This window comes from Candidatus Woesearchaeota archaeon, from assembly GCA_018675335.1.
In the GTDB taxonomy this organism is placed as follows: Archaea; Nanobdellota; Nanobdellia; order Woesearchaeales; family UBA11576; genus JABJCP01.
This window is the reverse complement of the sequence record JABGYH010000009.1, coordinates 90,471-108,327: the sequence shown is the minus strand read 5'-3', so window position 1 is coordinate 108,327 and position 17,857 is coordinate 90,471. Positions and strand designations below refer to the sequence as shown.

Sequence of the window (17,857 nt, the reverse complement as noted above, 5' to 3'; positions counted from 1 at the left end):
GTGAATTTATTTATGGTATGTATAAAACACTTTTTAAAAAATAAAAAAGCACAATATTATCTTTTTACTGCAGTGCTATTAATAGTGTTAGCAATGCTTATACTTAAACCAAATTCAGGAATAAAACAAACTCGAGAAACATTCACAAAATTAAAATCAAATTTTGAAATAGAAACGCCTGTTGTAATTAATCATGCTTTGGTGAGTGGCGAAAATTTAACTTCTGAATTTAAATCTTTTGAAACTAGTTTTCGTGATTTTTCGAGATTGAATGGTTTGCAAATTGAATTGTTTTATGTTCTTGTTAATGGGGATGAACGATTTATAGTGAATGAGATGTTTAATCAAATTGTAATTGTTGAATTAAATCAAACCTTAAATCGTAGTGAAGAATTGTTAACTACAAATAATGCTGTTGAAGAAAAAGTCAGTGTGTTATTTTATGATGATGAAAATAATCCTGTTCAGTATGTTTTTGATATAACTGATGAACCACATCAATTAGCTTATTTAATGAAATCCAAACGAGGAGATAACATTCGAATTTTTAAAAATGAAATTTAATAATAATAAAAATGAAAAAATGGTTTTGAAAAAAAGTTTAAACAGATCTAAAGTTTATGGTAAAAATAGTTTTGGATTTAGTTTTTTGATAAATAAAAAAGCAGCAGGACCATTTATTTCGTGGGTACTTGTCATGGCGTTTGCAGTTGCATTAAGTGCATTTATGTATAGTTTTATGGTCGATCATACAACTGAATCTACAAATGAAATAAAAAAAACAGTTTTTAATACTGACGAGTGCAGACAAGTAAGTTTAAGCGTCGAAAGCGTTTGTCAGAACCTAACAACGCAAGTTTTAAATATACAGATTCAAAATAGGAACTATAGAAGGATAGATTTGATAGATTATAGAATTTATGACGCTGACAAGAAACCATTAAGCACAAACAGCACGGAAATAAGTTTGAATCCTGATCGGACCAAACAAATAGAAGTAACAGGAATAACACAAGAATTGGGAATGGTTGAAGTGATTCCAATAGTTAAGCGTGAAGATTTTACAATAATTTGCGCTGATAGAAAAGCAAGCTCAACAATTATTGAAGATTGCAATACTTAAACCCTGAAAAGGAGGTAAACAAATGGCAACTAAAAAAAGAGGTAAGAAAATTCCGCGAGAAGTTGTGGAGTTGGAAGTAGAAAAAAGCCGTTTAAATAGAGAAAAGTCAATGCTTGTAATGAACAAAAGTTTAATACTTTATTTTTGTTTTATGTTTGTTGCAGTATTAGGTTTTATCAACGGCTATATTTCTAGAACATTATTAAATGTTCTTATTGTAATGGGATTAGCAGTACTGATCGTTGGTGCAGTTCCATATATCAAAACAATGCATTCAGAAGAGTCAAGATTAAATAAGTTAATTGACATCATGATGAGGCAATGAGGTGACAGAAATGGAAAAGAAAACCGTACAATTCTTTGCGACAAAAAAAGGAGTATCTCCATTAATCGCAACAGTCCTGCTCATAGCATTCGCAGTAGCACTAGGTGCAGTAGTAATGAACTGGGGAAGAGGATATGTTGAAGATACTGCAGATGCTGCAAAAGATCGAAGTGATCGAGAAATAATGTGTTCATCAGAAATTGATTTGGATATTGTATCTATTGATGGAGTAAGTCAAATTTGTTATAATAAAACAGTTTCAGGTAATTATACTATTTGGTCAATTTTAGAAAATAGGCGATCAAGAACAATTGAAAACGTTTCCATAAGAGTTATTGGTGAAAATAGTAAAGTTCCTCAAACCGGTTTTTTAGGTATCGAGTTAACTGCTAATGGTGCTGACTTAGGAAATTTTAGTTATGAATACGCAGCTATGGGAGTTCCAGCACAAGTTGTGTATACTCCTTATGTTCGAATTGGAGATACAGTAGTTCCTTGTTCTGGAAATGTTGAAAAATATAAATCTCTTGTTAATTGTAGTGAAATTTGGTAAAGCTATAATTTTAAATTTTTTTTCATCTTTTTTTAATTTTGATAATATAGAAGTGACATGATAATGGCAGAGTCTAGAAGTAAAAAATATAGTTTAATGATGTTTTTAATAACTTTGTTCATAGTACTCGCAATTTTTTTAGGTTCATATATTTATAAAACATATAGTTCATCAATTGCATTTTCAACAGAAGGAACTGAATCAGTTATGAATTGTGGAAGTTATTCATATAAAATTTCCGAGTTGGATTTGGATGAAGATAAATTATTTTTTGTATTAGAAAATTCAGCAGGTGATAGTATTGAATATTTGATAATTGAATCTGGAGATTATTATCATAAAGAATTTATTGCAGGGATTGGACATGGGGAAAAAAGAGAACTTGAATTAACTAATGTGTCCGTAAGTGGAGTAGTTGAATTTTATCCTGAAGGTTGTAAAAAACATAATTCAAAAAAATTCAAAATATCTTAATTATTTAAAATTAAATTATTATAATTATTTTTTAATCATACGATGAAATTTTTCAAAAATAGGAGGAAAAGAGGACAGATATGGATTTCTGCAATTTTGTATATTTTGATAATCACAGTTGTGATGACCATTGTTATAAGAGCTGGAACTCCTGTAATTGAAAAATTACAAGATAAAACCTCATTTACTCGAACAAAAAATCTTTTTTTAGCAGTAAACGAACATATTAAAGATGTAAGTCAAGAAGGTGCCGGGTCACAACGAGTAGTTCCTTTAGAAATTGAAAAAGGAAATTTGCGAGTTGAAGAAGGAGCTCTTACTTGGGATATGTTAACTGAAGCGCGAATTGTAGAAACAGGGTCTGAAGTTGATTTGGGTGATTTAAAAATTACTGCAAACTCAGATGTTACTGCAGTAGAATTAACTGATTCATATTTATTGCAAAATAAATTTTTAACAATTTATTTAATTAAATGTGAAGATCGTGGAACTTGTATATTAAATTCTACAGATCTTATTAAAAATATTACGTTCACAAATGTTGATTCCAATACTGAATTTACCGAAATTGGTGGTTTTGATATTGGTCTTTCAGAAGGAAGCTGGAATTATACTGGTTTTTCAAAACTTGAAGATTCTGGCGTAAATATGGGGAGTGCAACCGTATTATATTTTATTAATAATACTGATGAAGTTGCATATACCATAATTGAGTTTAATTTAGAAAGTAATCGTGATTTTATTCAAGCAAAAATTAGATAATTATGATATGCATTATTATTATTATTGAAAATTATTAACATTAAAAGTTTAAAAATAATTTTTTTAAAATTATATTGAGACGATAAATATGGACTTTCATTTATGGAAAAAACAAAAAGAAAAAGTTGTTGATCAAGCTAGTCAAGGAAAGGTAGTTCCAACTGAGCAAGGACCTGTAGTTTCAGGCAGTCAAGAAAATGTTTTGCCTGCTAATCAAGAAAATGTAAATTCTGAAGCAGTGAATGGCGCTCCCGAACAAATTCCAAAACCTACTTTAAAACAAACTGAAGCTTCACTTAATAAGCCCATAGGGAATCTTGGTAGTACTGCCGATGTTAATCCTGCTAATTTAACTCAAGAATCAACTCAAGAAAATTCTGAATCTGAAATGATGCAAGAAAGTTTAAGTAAGGAGCCTGAAGATGTTAAAATAGAACAAGGATCTGATGATAATAAGAATCTTTCTTCAACAGAACTTGCTGCACAAACAAAAAAAGCATATGAAATTGTTAAACCAATTAAAAAAGCTGAAAGTAACTCTTCAGATGATTCCGCAGATGATGCTGAAATTGAAACTGATTTAACTGAAATTAAAACAGATACATTCTATATTGATCTTCGACCCAGATTAATTAAATTACCTCCTTTTGATAATCCTGCAGCAATTAATGTGAGATATCCAGTTTTACCTCCATTTGCATTTATTCATATTTATTGGGATAAAAAAGAAAATGAATTAATTTATGAAGTAGAAGAACCAGTACTTGATAAAGCAGAAAAGGAATTACTAGAATTAATTATTCTTGGACTTGAAGAAATTATTAATATTAGTTATGTTAAAGCTGCAAAGACAAATTTACTTGTTAAATATTTAGAACAAAATGTTCAAAGTATTCTAATTGAGTTAGGTGCTAAAATTTCTATTGATACATATAAAAAAATAATGTATTATGTTTATAGAAATAGCGTTGGTTTTAATGAAATGGAACCTTTACTAAATGATTATTATGTTGAAGATATTGAATGTAATGGCCTTCATTTTCCACTGTACATTGTTCATAGAAAATATCAAAATTTAAAAACCACAGTTATATTTAATTCATCAAGTTATTTAACTGATTTTGTAGAAAAACTTGCTCAACGAAGTGGTCGTTATATTTCTTATGCAAAACCTTTGCTTGATGGGACATTACCTGATGGATCAAGGGTAAATGCAACTTATACTGAAGATATAACAACTAGAGGACCGACATTTACTATTAGGAAATTTACTAAAGAGCCGTGGACGCCAGTTCATTTAATTCAATTTAAAACAACGAGCCCTGAAGCATTAGCGTTTACATGGATGGCAATTGAAAACAAATTTAATGTAATGACTATTGGAGAAACAGCATCAGGAAAAACTACTTTTTTAAATGCAATTGCTACATTTATTCCTCCTGAAGCAAGAATATGTTCTATTGAAGATACTCGAGAATTGAATTTACCTCATATAAATTGGTTACCTGCAGTAACAAGGAGTGGGTTTGGGATACCTAATGTTTTAGGTCAACAAGTAGGGGAAATAACTCTTTTTGATTTGTTAAGAGAAACATTTAGGCAAGCTCCTGATTATGTAATTGTAGGAGAAGTTCGTGGTGAAGAAACATATGTTTTATTTCAAGGAATGGCCTCTGGACATCCAAGTTTTGCAACTTTCCACGCAGCGTCAGTACCAACTTTAGTTAAGAGACTTGAAACTCCTCCTATTAATTTATCTCCGTCTCTTGTTGAAAGTTTAGATCTAGTTATTGTGTGTGCTCATGTTAAAACACCTACAAGAAATTTTAGACGAATGAAAGAACTTGATGAAATAGAAACAGTAGAAGGAAATTTAGGTGCTGCAAAATATAATCCTCTTTTTGTTTGGGATTCTGTAAAAGATGTAATAAATTATAATCATAACTCAGTAGTTTTTAAAAAAATAACTCAAGTTACTGGACTTACTGATAAAGAACTTGAAATGGAATTAAAGAAACGATCATTACTTTTGAAAACAATGGCTGATAGAAATTTATCAAACTTTCATTCATTTAGTAAAGTTATCAATAATTACTACAAAAATCCTAAAATGGTATTAAAACAATTTGGAATAATTAAATAAATAATAATTAGTATGAACTAACATCATTATTTTCGAGCAAGATTATCTGTTTTTAATGAATATAATTTTTTGTTTGATTATGTTTTATGGGGAAAATACGTAAAATGAAAATTTCTCAACAATTACAAATCGTGAAAAAGAATATTGAAGAGATAAATACTTTATTTGAATTATATTCAGAAGATGTTTACTCAAAACCTAGAAGTGAAACTGAAGCAAAAGCAAAGCGAGAAGAAGCTAAATATATTAGGGATAGAATACTTAAAATATCCCTCGCTAATAAAGAAATTTTATCGGGATTAGAAAAAAAAGAAAAAATTTAGTTTTTTTTGATTTAAAATGAATAATATTAAAATACTTTTGAAGAAAATAAGTGATTTTGTAGATGAAATAAATACTTACGAGTATCAAAAAAATAATTTTTTATTAGAACTTGAAAAACTATTTTCTAAATATCAAAAAGGACATTTAAAGTACTTTGAATATGAAAAATTAAGTGAGAAATTATTAAAAGGAAAAACGAAAAAAGACTGGATAAAATATTACAATAGTTATATTTATGATTTATTAAACAAAATAGAAGCATTAAACACTCAAGTATTTTATGAAACATATAATGATCATAATTATTCAAAAATTAAATTTGGAATGAAAGTTGAACCTGATTCTGTTGAAGTCATTCCTAAAATAAAATCAAAAAAATTAGATTCTGTACTTGCACCAGTTCCACCGTTACAAAAACCATTAGTTAAAAGAAAAATTCATGGAGTATCAATGCAAGATAGTGATGAATCTATGTCTCAAAATGATATTTCTGCAGTTGTTGAAGTAAAACCAACATTATTTAAAAAACTAATTTTGTTTTTGAAAAAAATATTTGTACCTGGATCTGCTGTCAAGTCATCGTCTAAGAAAAAATCAAGTCCGATAATTTCGATTAAAGAAAAAGAAGCAGGCGTTAAAGAAAATAAACAAGTAAGTTCTGCAAAACATCAATTGAATGTTGAGCAGTTTTCTATATTTAGGCAATTATTGAATTTATTGGGTTTTAAACGAAGAAAATTAGACTCCATCTCTAAAAAGGAAGGAGTTAAATCTCGTAAAAAAGATGTTTCAAAAACTCACAAACAAACATTGTGGGATAAAATTTTAGGAATTTTTAGAGGAAAATCTGCGATTGAAGGAGTTAAACTTGATTCTAAAAAAGATAAATCTGCTGATAAAAAAACCTCTTTGATTAAAAAAGAAGAAGAATCATTTAACGATGTATTGGGAACTTTTTTCGGATGGGCATTTATTAAAGAGAAATTGTTTAAATCAAAAAAAGATGAATATATTTCAAAAATTAAAAAAAATGTTCCTCTATCAACGTTGGAACTTGAACGAGTACGGCGTAAAACTCATGTGAAAGTGAGTGATCAAGTAGAACATATTACTGCTACAATGCTTCAAAAAGAAGCAAAACGAATAAGAGCAATACTTGAATCAAGAAAATCCTATGCCATATATAAGCCATCTATTTGGGGTCAATTAGCAAATGTAACTATTAAACGATTGAGTTTGTGGTTACTTGAAACATTCCCTGATCTTTTTAAAACACTATATAACAATATTCGATTGGCTAATTTGAAAATTTTATCTAATACGTATGTAAATTTAATGGTATTTTTTGTAATCTTTTCAGGAATTTTAGGTTTAGGATTTTTTTCAGTATTTTTTGGAGTATCAGGTTTGCCATTTAAAATGGTTGCTGCAAGAACATTTGCTTTTACATTAATTGCTATGGTAGTTACAGCAGTTGGTTTTTGGCAATATCCTCCAAGTATTATTTCAACGCGTCGAGCAAGCATTAATTCAAATTTACCGTTTGCAGTAAATCATATGTCTTCAGTTGCTTCATCAGGAGTTCCACCAACAAAAATGTTTAAACTTATAGCAAAAAGTAAAGAATATGGTGAGATAAGTGTTGAAATTGAAAAAATTGTAAATTATGTAGAAGTATTTGGGTATGATTTTATTACTGCATTAAGAACAGTTTCCGCGACAACCCCGTCTGATGATTTTAGAGAATTTTTTGATGGAATTGTATCTACTATTCAAAGTGGAGGAGATATTAAAGATTTTTTAACTCAAAAAAGTAATGAGTTAATGGATAAATATAAATTAGAACGTGAAAAATATACTGAAACAATAGCTACATTTTCCGATATTTACACTGGACTACTAATTGCTGCACCGCTATTTTTTGTAGCTGCATTATCTTTAGTTGGAATGCTTGGTGGGCAAGTAGGCGGTGTTGATGTAGAAGTTGTAATTGTAGTCGGAACATATATTGTCATACCTATTTTGAATGTTTTATTTATAATGTTTTTATCCATGTCGCAACCAGATAGTTAAATTGCAATTAGCTAATTAAATTTAGAAATTATTTATTTAATTATATTTGCGAATTGATTAATTTTTTCCAATATGATTATAAATATCAATATGAATTGTTATCATAATTAAAGAAAATAAATAATAATATGATTTAAGAAAATAAATATAAACATAATTAAAGAAAATAATTATTAATATAATTTAAACTAATAAATATAAAAGGTTAAAATGCATTTACGATTCGAACTAAGACATATTTTGGCAATTTTATTAGGTGTAGCTGTGTTAGTTGTAGATTTTATACAATTTAAGTCAACACTTTGGTTTATTCCTTTAATAATTGTTTCAGCATCAATTGCTTGGAGTCAGTTTTGGGTAGATTTTTTTGCATTTAGAAAAGAACAAAAAGAAATAGAAGCACAGTTTCCTGAATTTGTACGAAATTTGGTTGGAAGTGTAAAGAGTGGAATGCCAATTTCCAAAGCAATAATTTATGTTTCAAAAATGGATTATGGATCATTAACTCCTTATGTTGTTAAGTTAGCAAATCAAGTAGAATGGGCAATACCTGTTCATAAAGCATTGAATAATTTTTCTAGAGAAACAAAAAATAATATTATACGTCGTGCAATATCCACAGTTATTGAAGCGGAAACTAGTGGTGGAAATATTGAAGATGTATTAACTCAAGTAACAGATTCAGTAATTGCAATTAAAAAAATTAAAGAAAAAAGAAAAGCATCCATTCATGGACAAATAGTTCAAAGTTATATTATTTTTGTTGTGTTTGTCGCAGTACTAGTTGTAATTCAAAACTTATTAATTCCTTATATCGTAAATATGTCATCTGCTGATGTGAATGATATAGAAGGAATGGGTAGTAGTGAGATTGAGGGAGGCGGCGCTATGGGCGGATCGGAACTTTCTGCTGTTACTGAAAAAGTTGATATTAAATTTAGTGATGTCGGTACATTTTTTGGAACAATGGCTCGCTGGTTTGTAAGTATACGTGGTGTTTTTCTGATGTTATCATTGATTCAAGGATTATTCGCAGGGATGGTTTTGGGTAAATTATCTGAAGGAGAAGTAAAAGCCGGATTAAAACATAGTTTGATTATGATGACTACTGCATTTTTTGTAATTAGTCTTGCACAAGGAGCATTGACTTATTAGTTTAATTAATGCAGGGAATTAGTTTTTTGAATTTTAGCAGACTGAATTGCTATTTTTTTTTAAGGTGAGATAAATGATATTAACAAAAACTGAAATTCTAAAAGAAATAAAATCAAAGCGAATAAAAATAACTCCATTTAAAAATTTAAATTTAGGTCCTGCATCATATGATTTAACTTTGGCAGATGAATTTAGAGTTTTTAAAAAAAATGTAGATTTTTTTGAAGTAACCAATGAAGCAGATTTTCATAGAGTAACAAAAAAAATAACTGCAAAAAACTATATGTTAATGCCAGGTGAGATGATACTTGGAATCACTCGAGAAAAAATATCAATACCTGAAGATATGTGTGGTTGGCTTCAAGGAAGAAGTAGATTTGCGAGAGTTGGTCTTACAGTTCACATTACTGCTAGTTTTATGCAACCAGGAATTAATAATAAACAAGTATTAGAAATTTTTAATGCTGGACCAATTCCTTTAAAATTATGTGTTGGAACTAAAGTATGTCAATTAATTTTTCAAAGATGTGAAGGTAAAGCAAAATATAAAGGCCGTTTTCATAAACAAATTAAACCTTAAAAATAAATTTTGATTTTTAGATTTGGATTAAATCAAACATAATTGTAAAGAAACCACATAAGTAAACTAATTAAACCAAAAATAATTAGTATTGCAAATAATCTTTTGAAAAATTCAGTGATTTTTCTTTTTTTCTTTTTTCTTAATATTTTTTCTCTTCGTTTTTTTTGTAAGTATTGATCATATTTAGTTTTTACACGAAAAAGTTTTACGGGATATTTAACGCCTTTAAATTTATGTGCTCCTAAAAATATGTGATTAACTTCATTTTTATTCATCATAGAAAAAACACTTTCACTAAAAACTATTTGACCTGCTTTTGCAGCACCTTCAATTCGAGCAGCAGTATTAACTGCATCACCATAAATGTCTTGATTTCTAATTATTACTTCGCCTGCGTGAAGTGCAACTTTGATGTGTAATGGTTGAGGAATTTTTTTTAATTTATTAAATTCTTTAAATGAATGAATTAATTCAATACCGCAAATAACTGCATCTGTAGCTGATTTGAATGTAACTAAATACGCATCCCCTATTTTTTTTATAACTCTTCCAAAATATTTTTGAAATGTGGGAATTGAAATAGAATCAAAATAATCATGCATGAGTTTAAACTGAGTTCTACTTAATTGAGTTGTTTTTTTAGTATATCCTGCTATATCTATGAACATTATAGTTAAGATTTCTGAGTCAGGAGTCATATTCTTGATTTTAGAGGTGGTTGCTTATAAAGATTACTGTGCATTTTGTTAGTTTTTGACTTTGTTTTGGGTTTGTTTTGGGTGTATTTTGGATTTATTTTGATTTTGTTTTGAGTTTGATTATAGGTTTGGTTTTGTCTTGAATGAACTTTTTTGTTTTAGTTTGTGTTTTTGAAGTGACCTATCTAAAAACATTTAAAAATGAGTAGAGTTTATTGGATTTTATGGAAATTATTCTCAATGTTAAGAAAACTGTGGATCAAAATGCTCAAGAATACTTTGAAAAAGCTAAAAAAGCTCGAAAAAAGTTAAAAGGAGCGTTAGAAGCGATTGAAAAAAGTAAAAAGAAATTATTAGATGCAGAGAAAAAAGCAGAAGAAAAAATAAGTGATTTAGAAACTCGTGAAAAAGAAGAAAAAGAAAAATTTGATAATCAACGAAAAAAAGAGTGGTATGAGAGTTTAAGATGGTTCAAAAGTAGTGAAGGATATTTGGTTGTTGGTGGGCGTGATTCTACTACAAATGAAATCGTAATTAAGAAACGAACCGATAAAACTGATTTAGTGTTTCATACAGATATGGCGGGAAGTCCATTTTTTGTTATTAAATCAGGTGGTACGGATGTTGATCTAAAAAAAGATGCCGTGCAAACAATACAAGAAACTGCAGATGCAACTCTTTGTTTTAGTCGTGCTTGGAAAATGGGTTTTAGCTCAACTGAAACATTTTATGTGAACCCTGATCAAGTAACAAAAGATGCAAATCCAGGTGAACATTTACCAAAAGGAGCTTTTATGATTCGAGGTAAGACTAATTATCTTCAACCAAAATTAAGTCTTGCAATTGGAATGACAAAAGAAGGACAAATAATGTGTGGGCCAGAACCTGCGATAAAGGTACATTGTGAAAAACATGTTTTTTTAACTAATGGTGGTGATGAAAAACCAGGTGCGATTTCAAAAAAAATTCAGAAAATAATTGGTGGAGACTTAGATGATATTATTCGAGCACTACCTGGATCTGGAGTGAAAATAAAAAAATAATTTTAATTAAAATTAATTATAATTTAACTTAATTATGATTTAACTAAATCATAAGTTAAATGTGTGAAGTGATTATTTTTAGAAATAAAAAATTCAAAAAAAATAAAAAAGATTTTCTAGAGTTTAGTTTGGTCTTGTTAATTGCTTTGTTTAATTTATCCGCCTGCACTAGTATAATTTTTCATAGCCCAATTCCAAAGCAATAATGAAAAACTAAAAAATCCAATAACTGGTAAAATAACTTTAATTAAACCTAACGCTGTTACTCCATGAAGTATTGCGGTTGCAGGATAATGTGCTGATATTGCCATTGGAAAAATAAATGTCATCGTAAATTGAGTTGTAGCGCCAAAAATGTTTAATGGATATCTTGCAAATTTTGAAGCACCCCAAAATAAATCAAATAAACCCCAACTATTTACTACTAAAAACGAAATAGCTGAAATCAAAATCATTATTGAATAATGGAATAATACTCCAAATAGTATTAATACAATATACCAAAAAATACCTGTCGCAGTCATTACTGCACTTAACTTAAGTCCTGACCAAATTATTAAAAATAATCCTACTGCAACTTCTGCAAACCCATCAAGATCCCATGCACTAAATGTTAAAAATAATAATGGGTTAAATGGCTTTATCAAAAATTGATCGAATTCTCCATTACGAACATTTTCGATAACTCTGATTGGAAACTTTACAAAAAATGCATGATTTAAACCAAATACTAATGTGAATGTTCCAGTAAAAAAAATGAACTCCTCAAAAGTCCAACCAGGAATACCACTTGAAGTATTATAGATTAAAATTGCAATTAAAGGACCTAATAAGTCAACAAGAGCCATAGCTATACATTTTATGATAAAGTTCCACTTGTAAGCCATATCTGAACTAAGTTCAAGTGCTAAACTTTTTTTCCAAATTTTTAAGTATCGTCTAAATCTCATTTTAAGCACCTGATCCTGAAAACTTTTTAATTGCAGACTTCCATAAAATCTTAGCACAAATGTATAAAAATAAGGCCCATGCCACTTGAACTCCTACAACTATTAGGATATTTTCAAATCCTGCTCCAGTAAATGTATATTTGCCTAAATAAATGTTAATTGGGACAAATCGCATATATTCAAATGGAAGGAAATGTGATATGTTTTCCCACCAACTTGGGAAAAATGTTAAAGGAAGTAAACCTCCGCTTAACAATAAAATAAATCCTCGCTTAAGTCTTCGAACACCGCGAATACGCTGTAACCAAAAAGCACAAGTACCAATTAAAAAACTAATTAGGAAAATAATTAATGATGCAACTAGTACTGTAAATGCGCTAATTCCTAAATAAATCCAGGATGTGAAATTTAAATCCAGGATAAAATGTGCACCTATTGCGATTGGCACTGCTTGAATTGCAAAACTTAACATCTTCAAACCAGTTTCAAAACAAAACTCATTACGAAGATAGCTAATAGGTCTAAGTAACCAACCAACCATATTACCTTTTACAATTTCATGTTCTAACCATGCATCAACATCACTCCATACAAAGAAACTAACAATCATGCTCAGCACAAAATAAGTTACTAGTTCTTCAAATGTGTATCCTCTTATTATTGAAACTTCTGAAAATGCATAAATTGATTTCCATAAAAAGTAAAAGATAAACAAAGAGATTGGAGTTGTAACTAATGCAATAAAAAACTCAAACTTATACGCAAGTGCAATTTTTATTCCTGCAAAAACAGTTCCTGTGCTTTTTTGCCATTCTCTTCTTAGTTTTTCTTTCGTTTGTTTAAATGTCATTTTTCTTTTTTAATAATTAAATAGATAAATCAGTTTTGCAGTAATCAATTGTTTTTTTTGTTTTTTGAAAACTGCAATTAAATTGATTTATCCTTTGCGGTGTGTTAATTATCTACTGTAATCTTTCCTTGATTTTTTTCACTAAAGATCTTTTGAATAATTTCTTCAATAGGGGGATCCTCAATAATCAAATCTGCGCATTCAAACAGTTTTAATAACTTATCAATTGCATTTTTGATATGAGTTGTCTTTGTATTTACTTCGATCTTTAATTCATATTTTTCTTGACTGATTATTTTACAACCTTTCATCTTAAATCCTTTAACTGGACTTTCAGACTTTACATGAATTATTTTCGAATTAAGATATTTTTTCTTAATTGTATCTAATAATCCGTCATAAACAATTATTCCATGATTAATAATAATTATTCGTTTACAAAGTCGTTCAATATCCTGCATGTCGTGAGTTGTTACTACAAAAGTTGTTTTTTCTCGTTTGTTTATGTCAAGTATGAAATCTCTTAGCAAATCTTTAGCAATTACATCTAGTCCGATGCTTGGCTCGTCAAGGAAAACAAGTTTAGGGTTGTGAAGTAATGCATTAATTATTTTGCACTTCATTCTTTCTCCTAATGAAAGATCTCTTACTGGCGTATTTGTAATTGAAGTTACTCCTAATAATTTTGTCATTTTTTTGAGTCTATTTTCGAATTCCTTTTTTGGGATGTCAAACAGTTCTTTACTTAACGCAAAAGAGTCTACTGGTGGTAAATCCCACATGAGTTGAGGTTTTTGACCGAAAACAACACCTATATTTTCAACATATTTAACTCGATTTTTCCAAGGAGTATAACCTAATACTGTAACTTTTCCTTCAGTTGGGAAAAGAACTCCTGAAAGAGTTTTAATTGTGGTTGACTTACCTGCACCATTGGGTCCTATAAGTCCTACAATTTCGCCTTTTTTAATTTCAAAACTTACACTTTTCAAAGCTTGTTTGTATTCATAGACGCGATTAAAAATACTTTTAACTGCATTCCATAAACCTTCATCTCTTTTGTGAGTTTTGTAGGTTTTTTTTAAGTCATCAACTGCAATGACAACTGTCTTTGTTTTTTTTCCTTTGTTTGTTTGGGGTTTGTATGATTTCATAATAATCACCTGTGATAATTTTTGTTTAATTTTTAATCTTTTTAATCATATTTTTTGAAAATTTAAAAGCATTCATCTGCTTTAAAATTAATTTGTGAGACATTAATCACTCTAATAGTCGTATAAATTTGAAACAACCCAAAAAAATGAATTTTAAGTTTTGTTAGAGCGTCGTCGTGTCTTTCAAAACTTGGCCGCGGTAGAAAACAAATAAAGCTAGGCGAATGGGCTGTATCATTGATTAATCATTCCATATACCATAGCAATCACAAAATAAACCGAAGTTTTCATTATTTATAAATATTTCTTTTTTGTAACTTGTTATTTTTATTTGGTAGAAACATTTTCTTTCCTTATATTATATTATTATAATGTTTTATTATTATATTATATTTTTTTTATAATATTTTATTTATTTTTTTATAATATAAATTATTTTATTGTATATTTGATTGTTTTATTTTTTATTCTGTCGTCGAGAATAGGGATCAAAACTCTTAAATACTATTTCGACTTTTTTTATTTTTATGAGTTTAACAAATCAATCAAAAACTAGAATTATTGATTTTGTTAAATTGTTTTTCGTATTTATTTCTTTTAAAGCAAATGCTGCTGCAGGTATAATTTCTGCGTAGCTTTAGCTCTTTAGTTTTTGTTGATTTGATTTTTGTTTATTTTGTTCTTAAACTTTTGAGATGAAACTAAAATTTGCAGTTTTATTTTCGTTAACTTCAATTTTGTTGTTTGGTATTTTTTTACTAAGGCTACGCGAATGATTATTTTTAGATTGATTGCTATTGTGCAGTTTTTTCTAAGACTTATGTCAAAATCTTTCTTTTTTTGTTGTATTTTGGAGGATAAACAACTAGAAAAGGTGATAAGTATGCCGATGCCGCATCATGTTCAAAAAAAATTAATTCAAGAAAGAATAAAAGATAAATTTGGAAATCAAAGAACAAAAGAATTGAAAAAAGCATTATCTGAACTCCCTAATTATTCGAGTGGACCTTATGCAGATCTAAGAAATTGGGTTAAGCAGTTAATTGAAGGAACAAAGATTCGAAGTAAGGTGAGACATCGAGATTGGTTAGGTATTAAGCGAGAAGGTGAAGCGCAAATAATGCTTGTTGGACCTCCCAATATTGGGAAAAGTTCATTGATTAAACACTTGACTGACAAACAAATCAAAATAGCAAATTATGCATTCACAACATTAAAACCGATACCTTCGACATTAATTTACGATGGAATAGAGATTCAATTAGTTGAAATACCTGGTTTGATTAAAGGTGCGAGTGAAGATCGCGGAGGAGGGAAGAGACTCCTTGGAGTGATACGTGAAGCAGATGGACTTGTGCTAATGTGTGATTTGTCAAGATCTGTTAGAGAATTAACTGAGATTTTGTTTGAATTAACTAAATCTAATATTGATAAACCATTGTTGATTGTAGGGAATAAAGCAGATTTGCCAGGATCGAAGAAAAATTATGAAAAATTAGTTCGTGAAGGCTATAAAGTACTACCCGTATCGGTTAAGCTTAATAAAAATTTAGATGTATTGAAAGAAAAGTTGTGGGACTTGACTGGACTTATGAGGGTTTATACTGAAAATAATGAACTTCCTTTGGCAATTGAATCTGGTGCTATGATTAAAGACCTTGCAACAAAAGTGCATAAAGATTTTTTAGAAAATTTTATTTGTGCTGTTGTTGTTGGGGGTAGTGTCAAATTTGATCATCAACAAGTGGGTCTTGACCATGAACTTTTTGAGGGTGATCGAATTAAATTTGTGTTAAGAAAATGAAATTGTTTTTTTTATATTTTTTTTATATTTGTGGCGTTGGTTATTCTGATGGTTTTACCTATTTATAAGCTTTTTGGTTATTTAGTCACTTTGCAGTGGTAATTAATGGAAACATTTAAATATGATGAAAAATTCAAGCGTTTTGATATTATGGGGCTAGTAAGAACAATATATCAAAAAGTGGTGAGAGAAAGACTTCTTAATCCGCGAAAGGTGTATCCTTATGCTATAGTAGGTTTAGCAGCAAAAATTGCTTTTAGTTCTTTATTTGGTGGTGGATCTGGTGTGGATGATCAAATTCAAGTTCCTGATTTAAAATCAAATCAAGCTCAAGTTCGAACCGTTGATACTACTCAATTAGAAAGCAGTGCTAGTTTTGAATTTAATAAATTACTCGGGTCTGCCGGTTCAGATAGTACTACTTTTTTAGAACCCAATCTTGAATTACCTGAACCAAAAATAGATGACTTTGATTTGAGTGCAAAATCAATTTCTGATAATATGCAACAGTTCAAACCTGTGCAAGTAGCAAAAGATCTTGAAGATATGAATTTGCATGAATTTTTTTTGAAATACGGGCTACAAATGGAAGTTGAAGGAGACTTTTTTGTTTTATCTGATGCTGAACTTAAAAGAATTGCAAAAGGAACTCAGTGGACTCCTAAAGAAGTTAAACATTATATTATGAATAATAAACTTAGAGATTTAATCTATCCTAAATTTTATACTAACATCGAATATGCGCAAGCTTGTAACAGCACTATTGATCCATTATTTTTGGAAGGAATACTTTGGCAAGAAACTAAAGGTGGAACTTATGTGGGAAAACATGATGGGTGTAATTCAGTTGGTGCTTGTGGGCCTTGGCAATTAAAAAAAGAAGCACCTGTAGAACTTACCAAAACATTAATTTCTCAAAGTAGTAAATCAAGGGGATTTCGTGAAATGTATGGTGCTTGTGTTGCGCCTCACTTTGATTTATTATTTGGTGATTCAACTCTACTTTTAGATTTAAGAGATATTAATCAAGCAGTGTTTGATTTAAAAGATTTAGTGAATCTTGAAATGGAAACTAATACTGCTACAATTAAAAGTAAAAAAGTTTGGCCTGCAGGAAGTGAAATTTATGCGCAGTTAAGACTTGAAGGAAAACAAGATCGACAAGTTAATAGATACTTATCTTCACTTAAAGGATATGTTGAACGGGTAATTAATTTAACTCATGGCAGAAGTCAAAAACAAGTATCTCATTTTTATCAACAACTTGCAAAATACGATAATGAAGAATTCAGTCAAACATTAAAAATAGTACTTGCGAGAAATTCAGATAATCCTGAGGATTTATTTGATTTGTTAAATCCTGGTTCTGTATTAAAACAGTATGATTCAAAAACAGTTGCAACTGCAGTTGAAGATGTTTGGCAAAATGTTGCGTATAGAAATTCATTTAATGCGGCATCTGCTGGAGCATTTTTGAATTATTTAGATTATAGATTTGAAGACTATTCTGAAGGAGATGATTCTAAATTGGGATTGAAATTCAAAAAAGCATATTCTAAATTACAACCTCCTGAAATGAAAGAATTATGGATAAAACTTGCATACAGTAGAGGAATTAGTAAAGCACATAAACTTGCTATGAATGGGAAAATTAAACCTGATGGGTATTATGAAGCATCAAGTGCATATGCGGGTAAGGCAGGACAATTTAATTCTGGATTATATGCAAGTCCCACCTTAACTCAAAATTATGTGGGAGTTAAAGGTCCTGCAAAAAAACCTAAACTTGTACAAATGCAATTAAGAAATTTTGCACCTCGAGCAAGGTAGTTTTCTAAAAATA

At 29.3% G+C, this 17,857-nt stretch carries 18 protein-coding genes; 14 read left to right on the top strand and 4 right to left on the bottom strand.

The window, feature by feature from the left end:
* Positions 1–12: 12 nt before the first annotated feature.
* The 11 genes from HN587_07800 (at position 13) to dcd (ending at position 9,512) form a co-directional block, all read left to right on the top strand.
* Positions 13–564, top strand: coding sequence for a hypothetical protein (locus tag HN587_07800; GenBank protein MBT7903741.1), 552 nt, complete (start codon positions 13–15; stop codon positions 562–564).
* Entirely contained in the window at positions 554–1,123 is a 570-nt protein-coding gene (locus HN587_07795; GenBank protein MBT7903740.1) for a hypothetical protein, read from the top strand. Before HN587_07800 ends, HN587_07795 begins: the two co-directional genes overlap by 11 nt.
* Before the next feature lie 22 nt (positions 1,124–1,145).
* Positions 1,146–1,448: a hypothetical protein gene (locus tag HN587_07790; protein ID MBT7903739.1), complete on the top strand. Its 303-nt coding sequence runs from the start codon at positions 1,146–1,148 to the stop codon at positions 1,446–1,448.
* A gap of 10 nt (positions 1,449–1,458) precedes the next feature.
* Positions 1,459–2,001, top strand: coding sequence for a hypothetical protein (locus HN587_07785; protein MBT7903738.1), 543 nt, complete (start codon positions 1,459–1,461; stop codon positions 1,999–2,001).
* A gap of 63 nt (positions 2,002–2,064) precedes the next feature.
* Positions 2,065–2,475: a hypothetical protein gene (locus HN587_07780; GenBank protein MBT7903737.1), complete on the top strand. Its 411-nt coding sequence runs from the start codon at positions 2,065–2,067 to the stop codon at positions 2,473–2,475.
* 123 nt (positions 2,476–2,598) lie between these two features.
* Positions 2,599–3,237, top strand: coding sequence for a hypothetical protein (locus tag HN587_07775; GenBank protein ID MBT7903736.1), 639 nt, complete (start codon positions 2,599–2,601; stop codon positions 3,235–3,237).
* A gap of 88 nt (positions 3,238–3,325) precedes the next feature.
* On the top strand, positions 3,326–5,380 hold the full coding sequence (locus HN587_07770; GenBank protein MBT7903735.1) for a type II/IV secretion system ATPase subunit: 2,055 nt from the start codon (positions 3,326–3,328) through the stop codon (positions 5,378–5,380).
* Between the two features lie 104 nt (positions 5,381–5,484).
* A complete protein-coding gene (locus tag HN587_07765) occupies positions 5,485–5,703 on the top strand; it encodes a hypothetical protein (GenBank protein ID MBT7903734.1) in 219 nt (72 codons plus the stop codon).
* A gap of 16 nt (positions 5,704–5,719) precedes the next feature.
* A complete protein-coding gene (locus HN587_07760; protein MBT7903733.1) occupies positions 5,720–7,777 on the top strand; it encodes a hypothetical protein in 2,058 nt (685 codons plus the stop codon).
* Positions 7,778–7,987: 210 nt separating this feature from the next.
* On the top strand, positions 7,988–8,932 hold the full coding sequence (locus HN587_07755) for a type II secretion system F family protein (protein ID MBT7903732.1): 945 nt from the start codon (positions 7,988–7,990) through the stop codon (positions 8,930–8,932).
* A 73-nt stretch (positions 8,933–9,005) separates the two neighbouring features.
* On the top strand, positions 9,006–9,512 hold the full coding sequence (gene dcd, locus HN587_07750; GenBank protein MBT7903731.1) for a dCTP deaminase: 507 nt from the start codon (positions 9,006–9,008) through the stop codon (positions 9,510–9,512).
* Between the two features lie 32 nt (positions 9,513–9,544).
* Here dcd and HN587_07745 read toward each other — a convergent pair whose 3' ends face one another.
* On the bottom strand, positions 9,545–10,213 hold the full coding sequence (locus tag HN587_07745) for an adenylate/guanylate cyclase domain-containing protein (protein ID MBT7903730.1): 669 nt from the start codon (positions 10,211–10,213) through the stop codon (positions 9,545–9,547).
* A 224-nt stretch (positions 10,214–10,437) separates the two neighbouring features.
* Here HN587_07745 and HN587_07740 point away from each other — a divergent pair, with 224 nt between their 5' ends.
* The gene (locus tag HN587_07740; protein ID MBT7903729.1) at positions 10,438–11,256 is read left to right on the top strand and encodes a DUF814 domain-containing protein; all 819 of its coding nucleotides are present in this window, start codon (positions 10,438–10,440) and stop codon (positions 11,254–11,256) included.
* Positions 11,257–11,411: 155 nt separating this feature from the next.
* Here the strand turns inward: HN587_07740 and HN587_07735 are convergent, their stop codons facing one another.
* The 3 genes from HN587_07735 to HN587_07725 form a co-directional block, all read right to left on the bottom strand.
* The gene (locus tag HN587_07735; protein ID MBT7903728.1) at positions 11,412–12,206 is read right to left on the bottom strand and encodes a hypothetical protein; all 795 of its coding nucleotides are present in this window, start codon (positions 12,204–12,206) and stop codon (positions 11,412–11,414) included.
* A 1-nt stretch (position 12,207) separates the two neighbouring features.
* The gene (locus HN587_07730) at positions 12,208–13,056 is read right to left on the bottom strand and encodes a hypothetical protein (protein ID MBT7903727.1); all 849 of its coding nucleotides are present in this window, start codon (positions 13,054–13,056) and stop codon (positions 12,208–12,210) included.
* A gap of 104 nt (positions 13,057–13,160) precedes the next feature.
* Positions 13,161–14,210 (bottom strand): ATP-binding cassette domain-containing protein, encoded by a 1,050-nt coding sequence (locus HN587_07725; GenBank protein MBT7903726.1) that lies wholly within the window; start codon positions 14,208–14,210, stop codon positions 13,161–13,163.
* An 883-nt stretch (positions 14,211–15,093) separates the two neighbouring features.
* Here HN587_07725 and HN587_07720 point away from each other — a divergent pair.
* Positions 15,094–16,014 carry a GTP-binding protein gene (locus tag HN587_07720; protein MBT7903725.1) on the top strand — a complete coding sequence of 307 codons (921 nt, stop codon included), beginning with the start codon at positions 15,094–15,096 and terminating at the stop codon, positions 16,012–16,014.
* Between the two features lie 105 nt (positions 16,015–16,119).
* Entirely contained in the window at positions 16,120–17,844 is a 1,725-nt protein-coding gene (locus tag HN587_07715; GenBank protein ID MBT7903724.1) for a hypothetical protein, read from the top strand.
* Positions 17,845–17,857 lie beyond the last annotated feature (13 nt).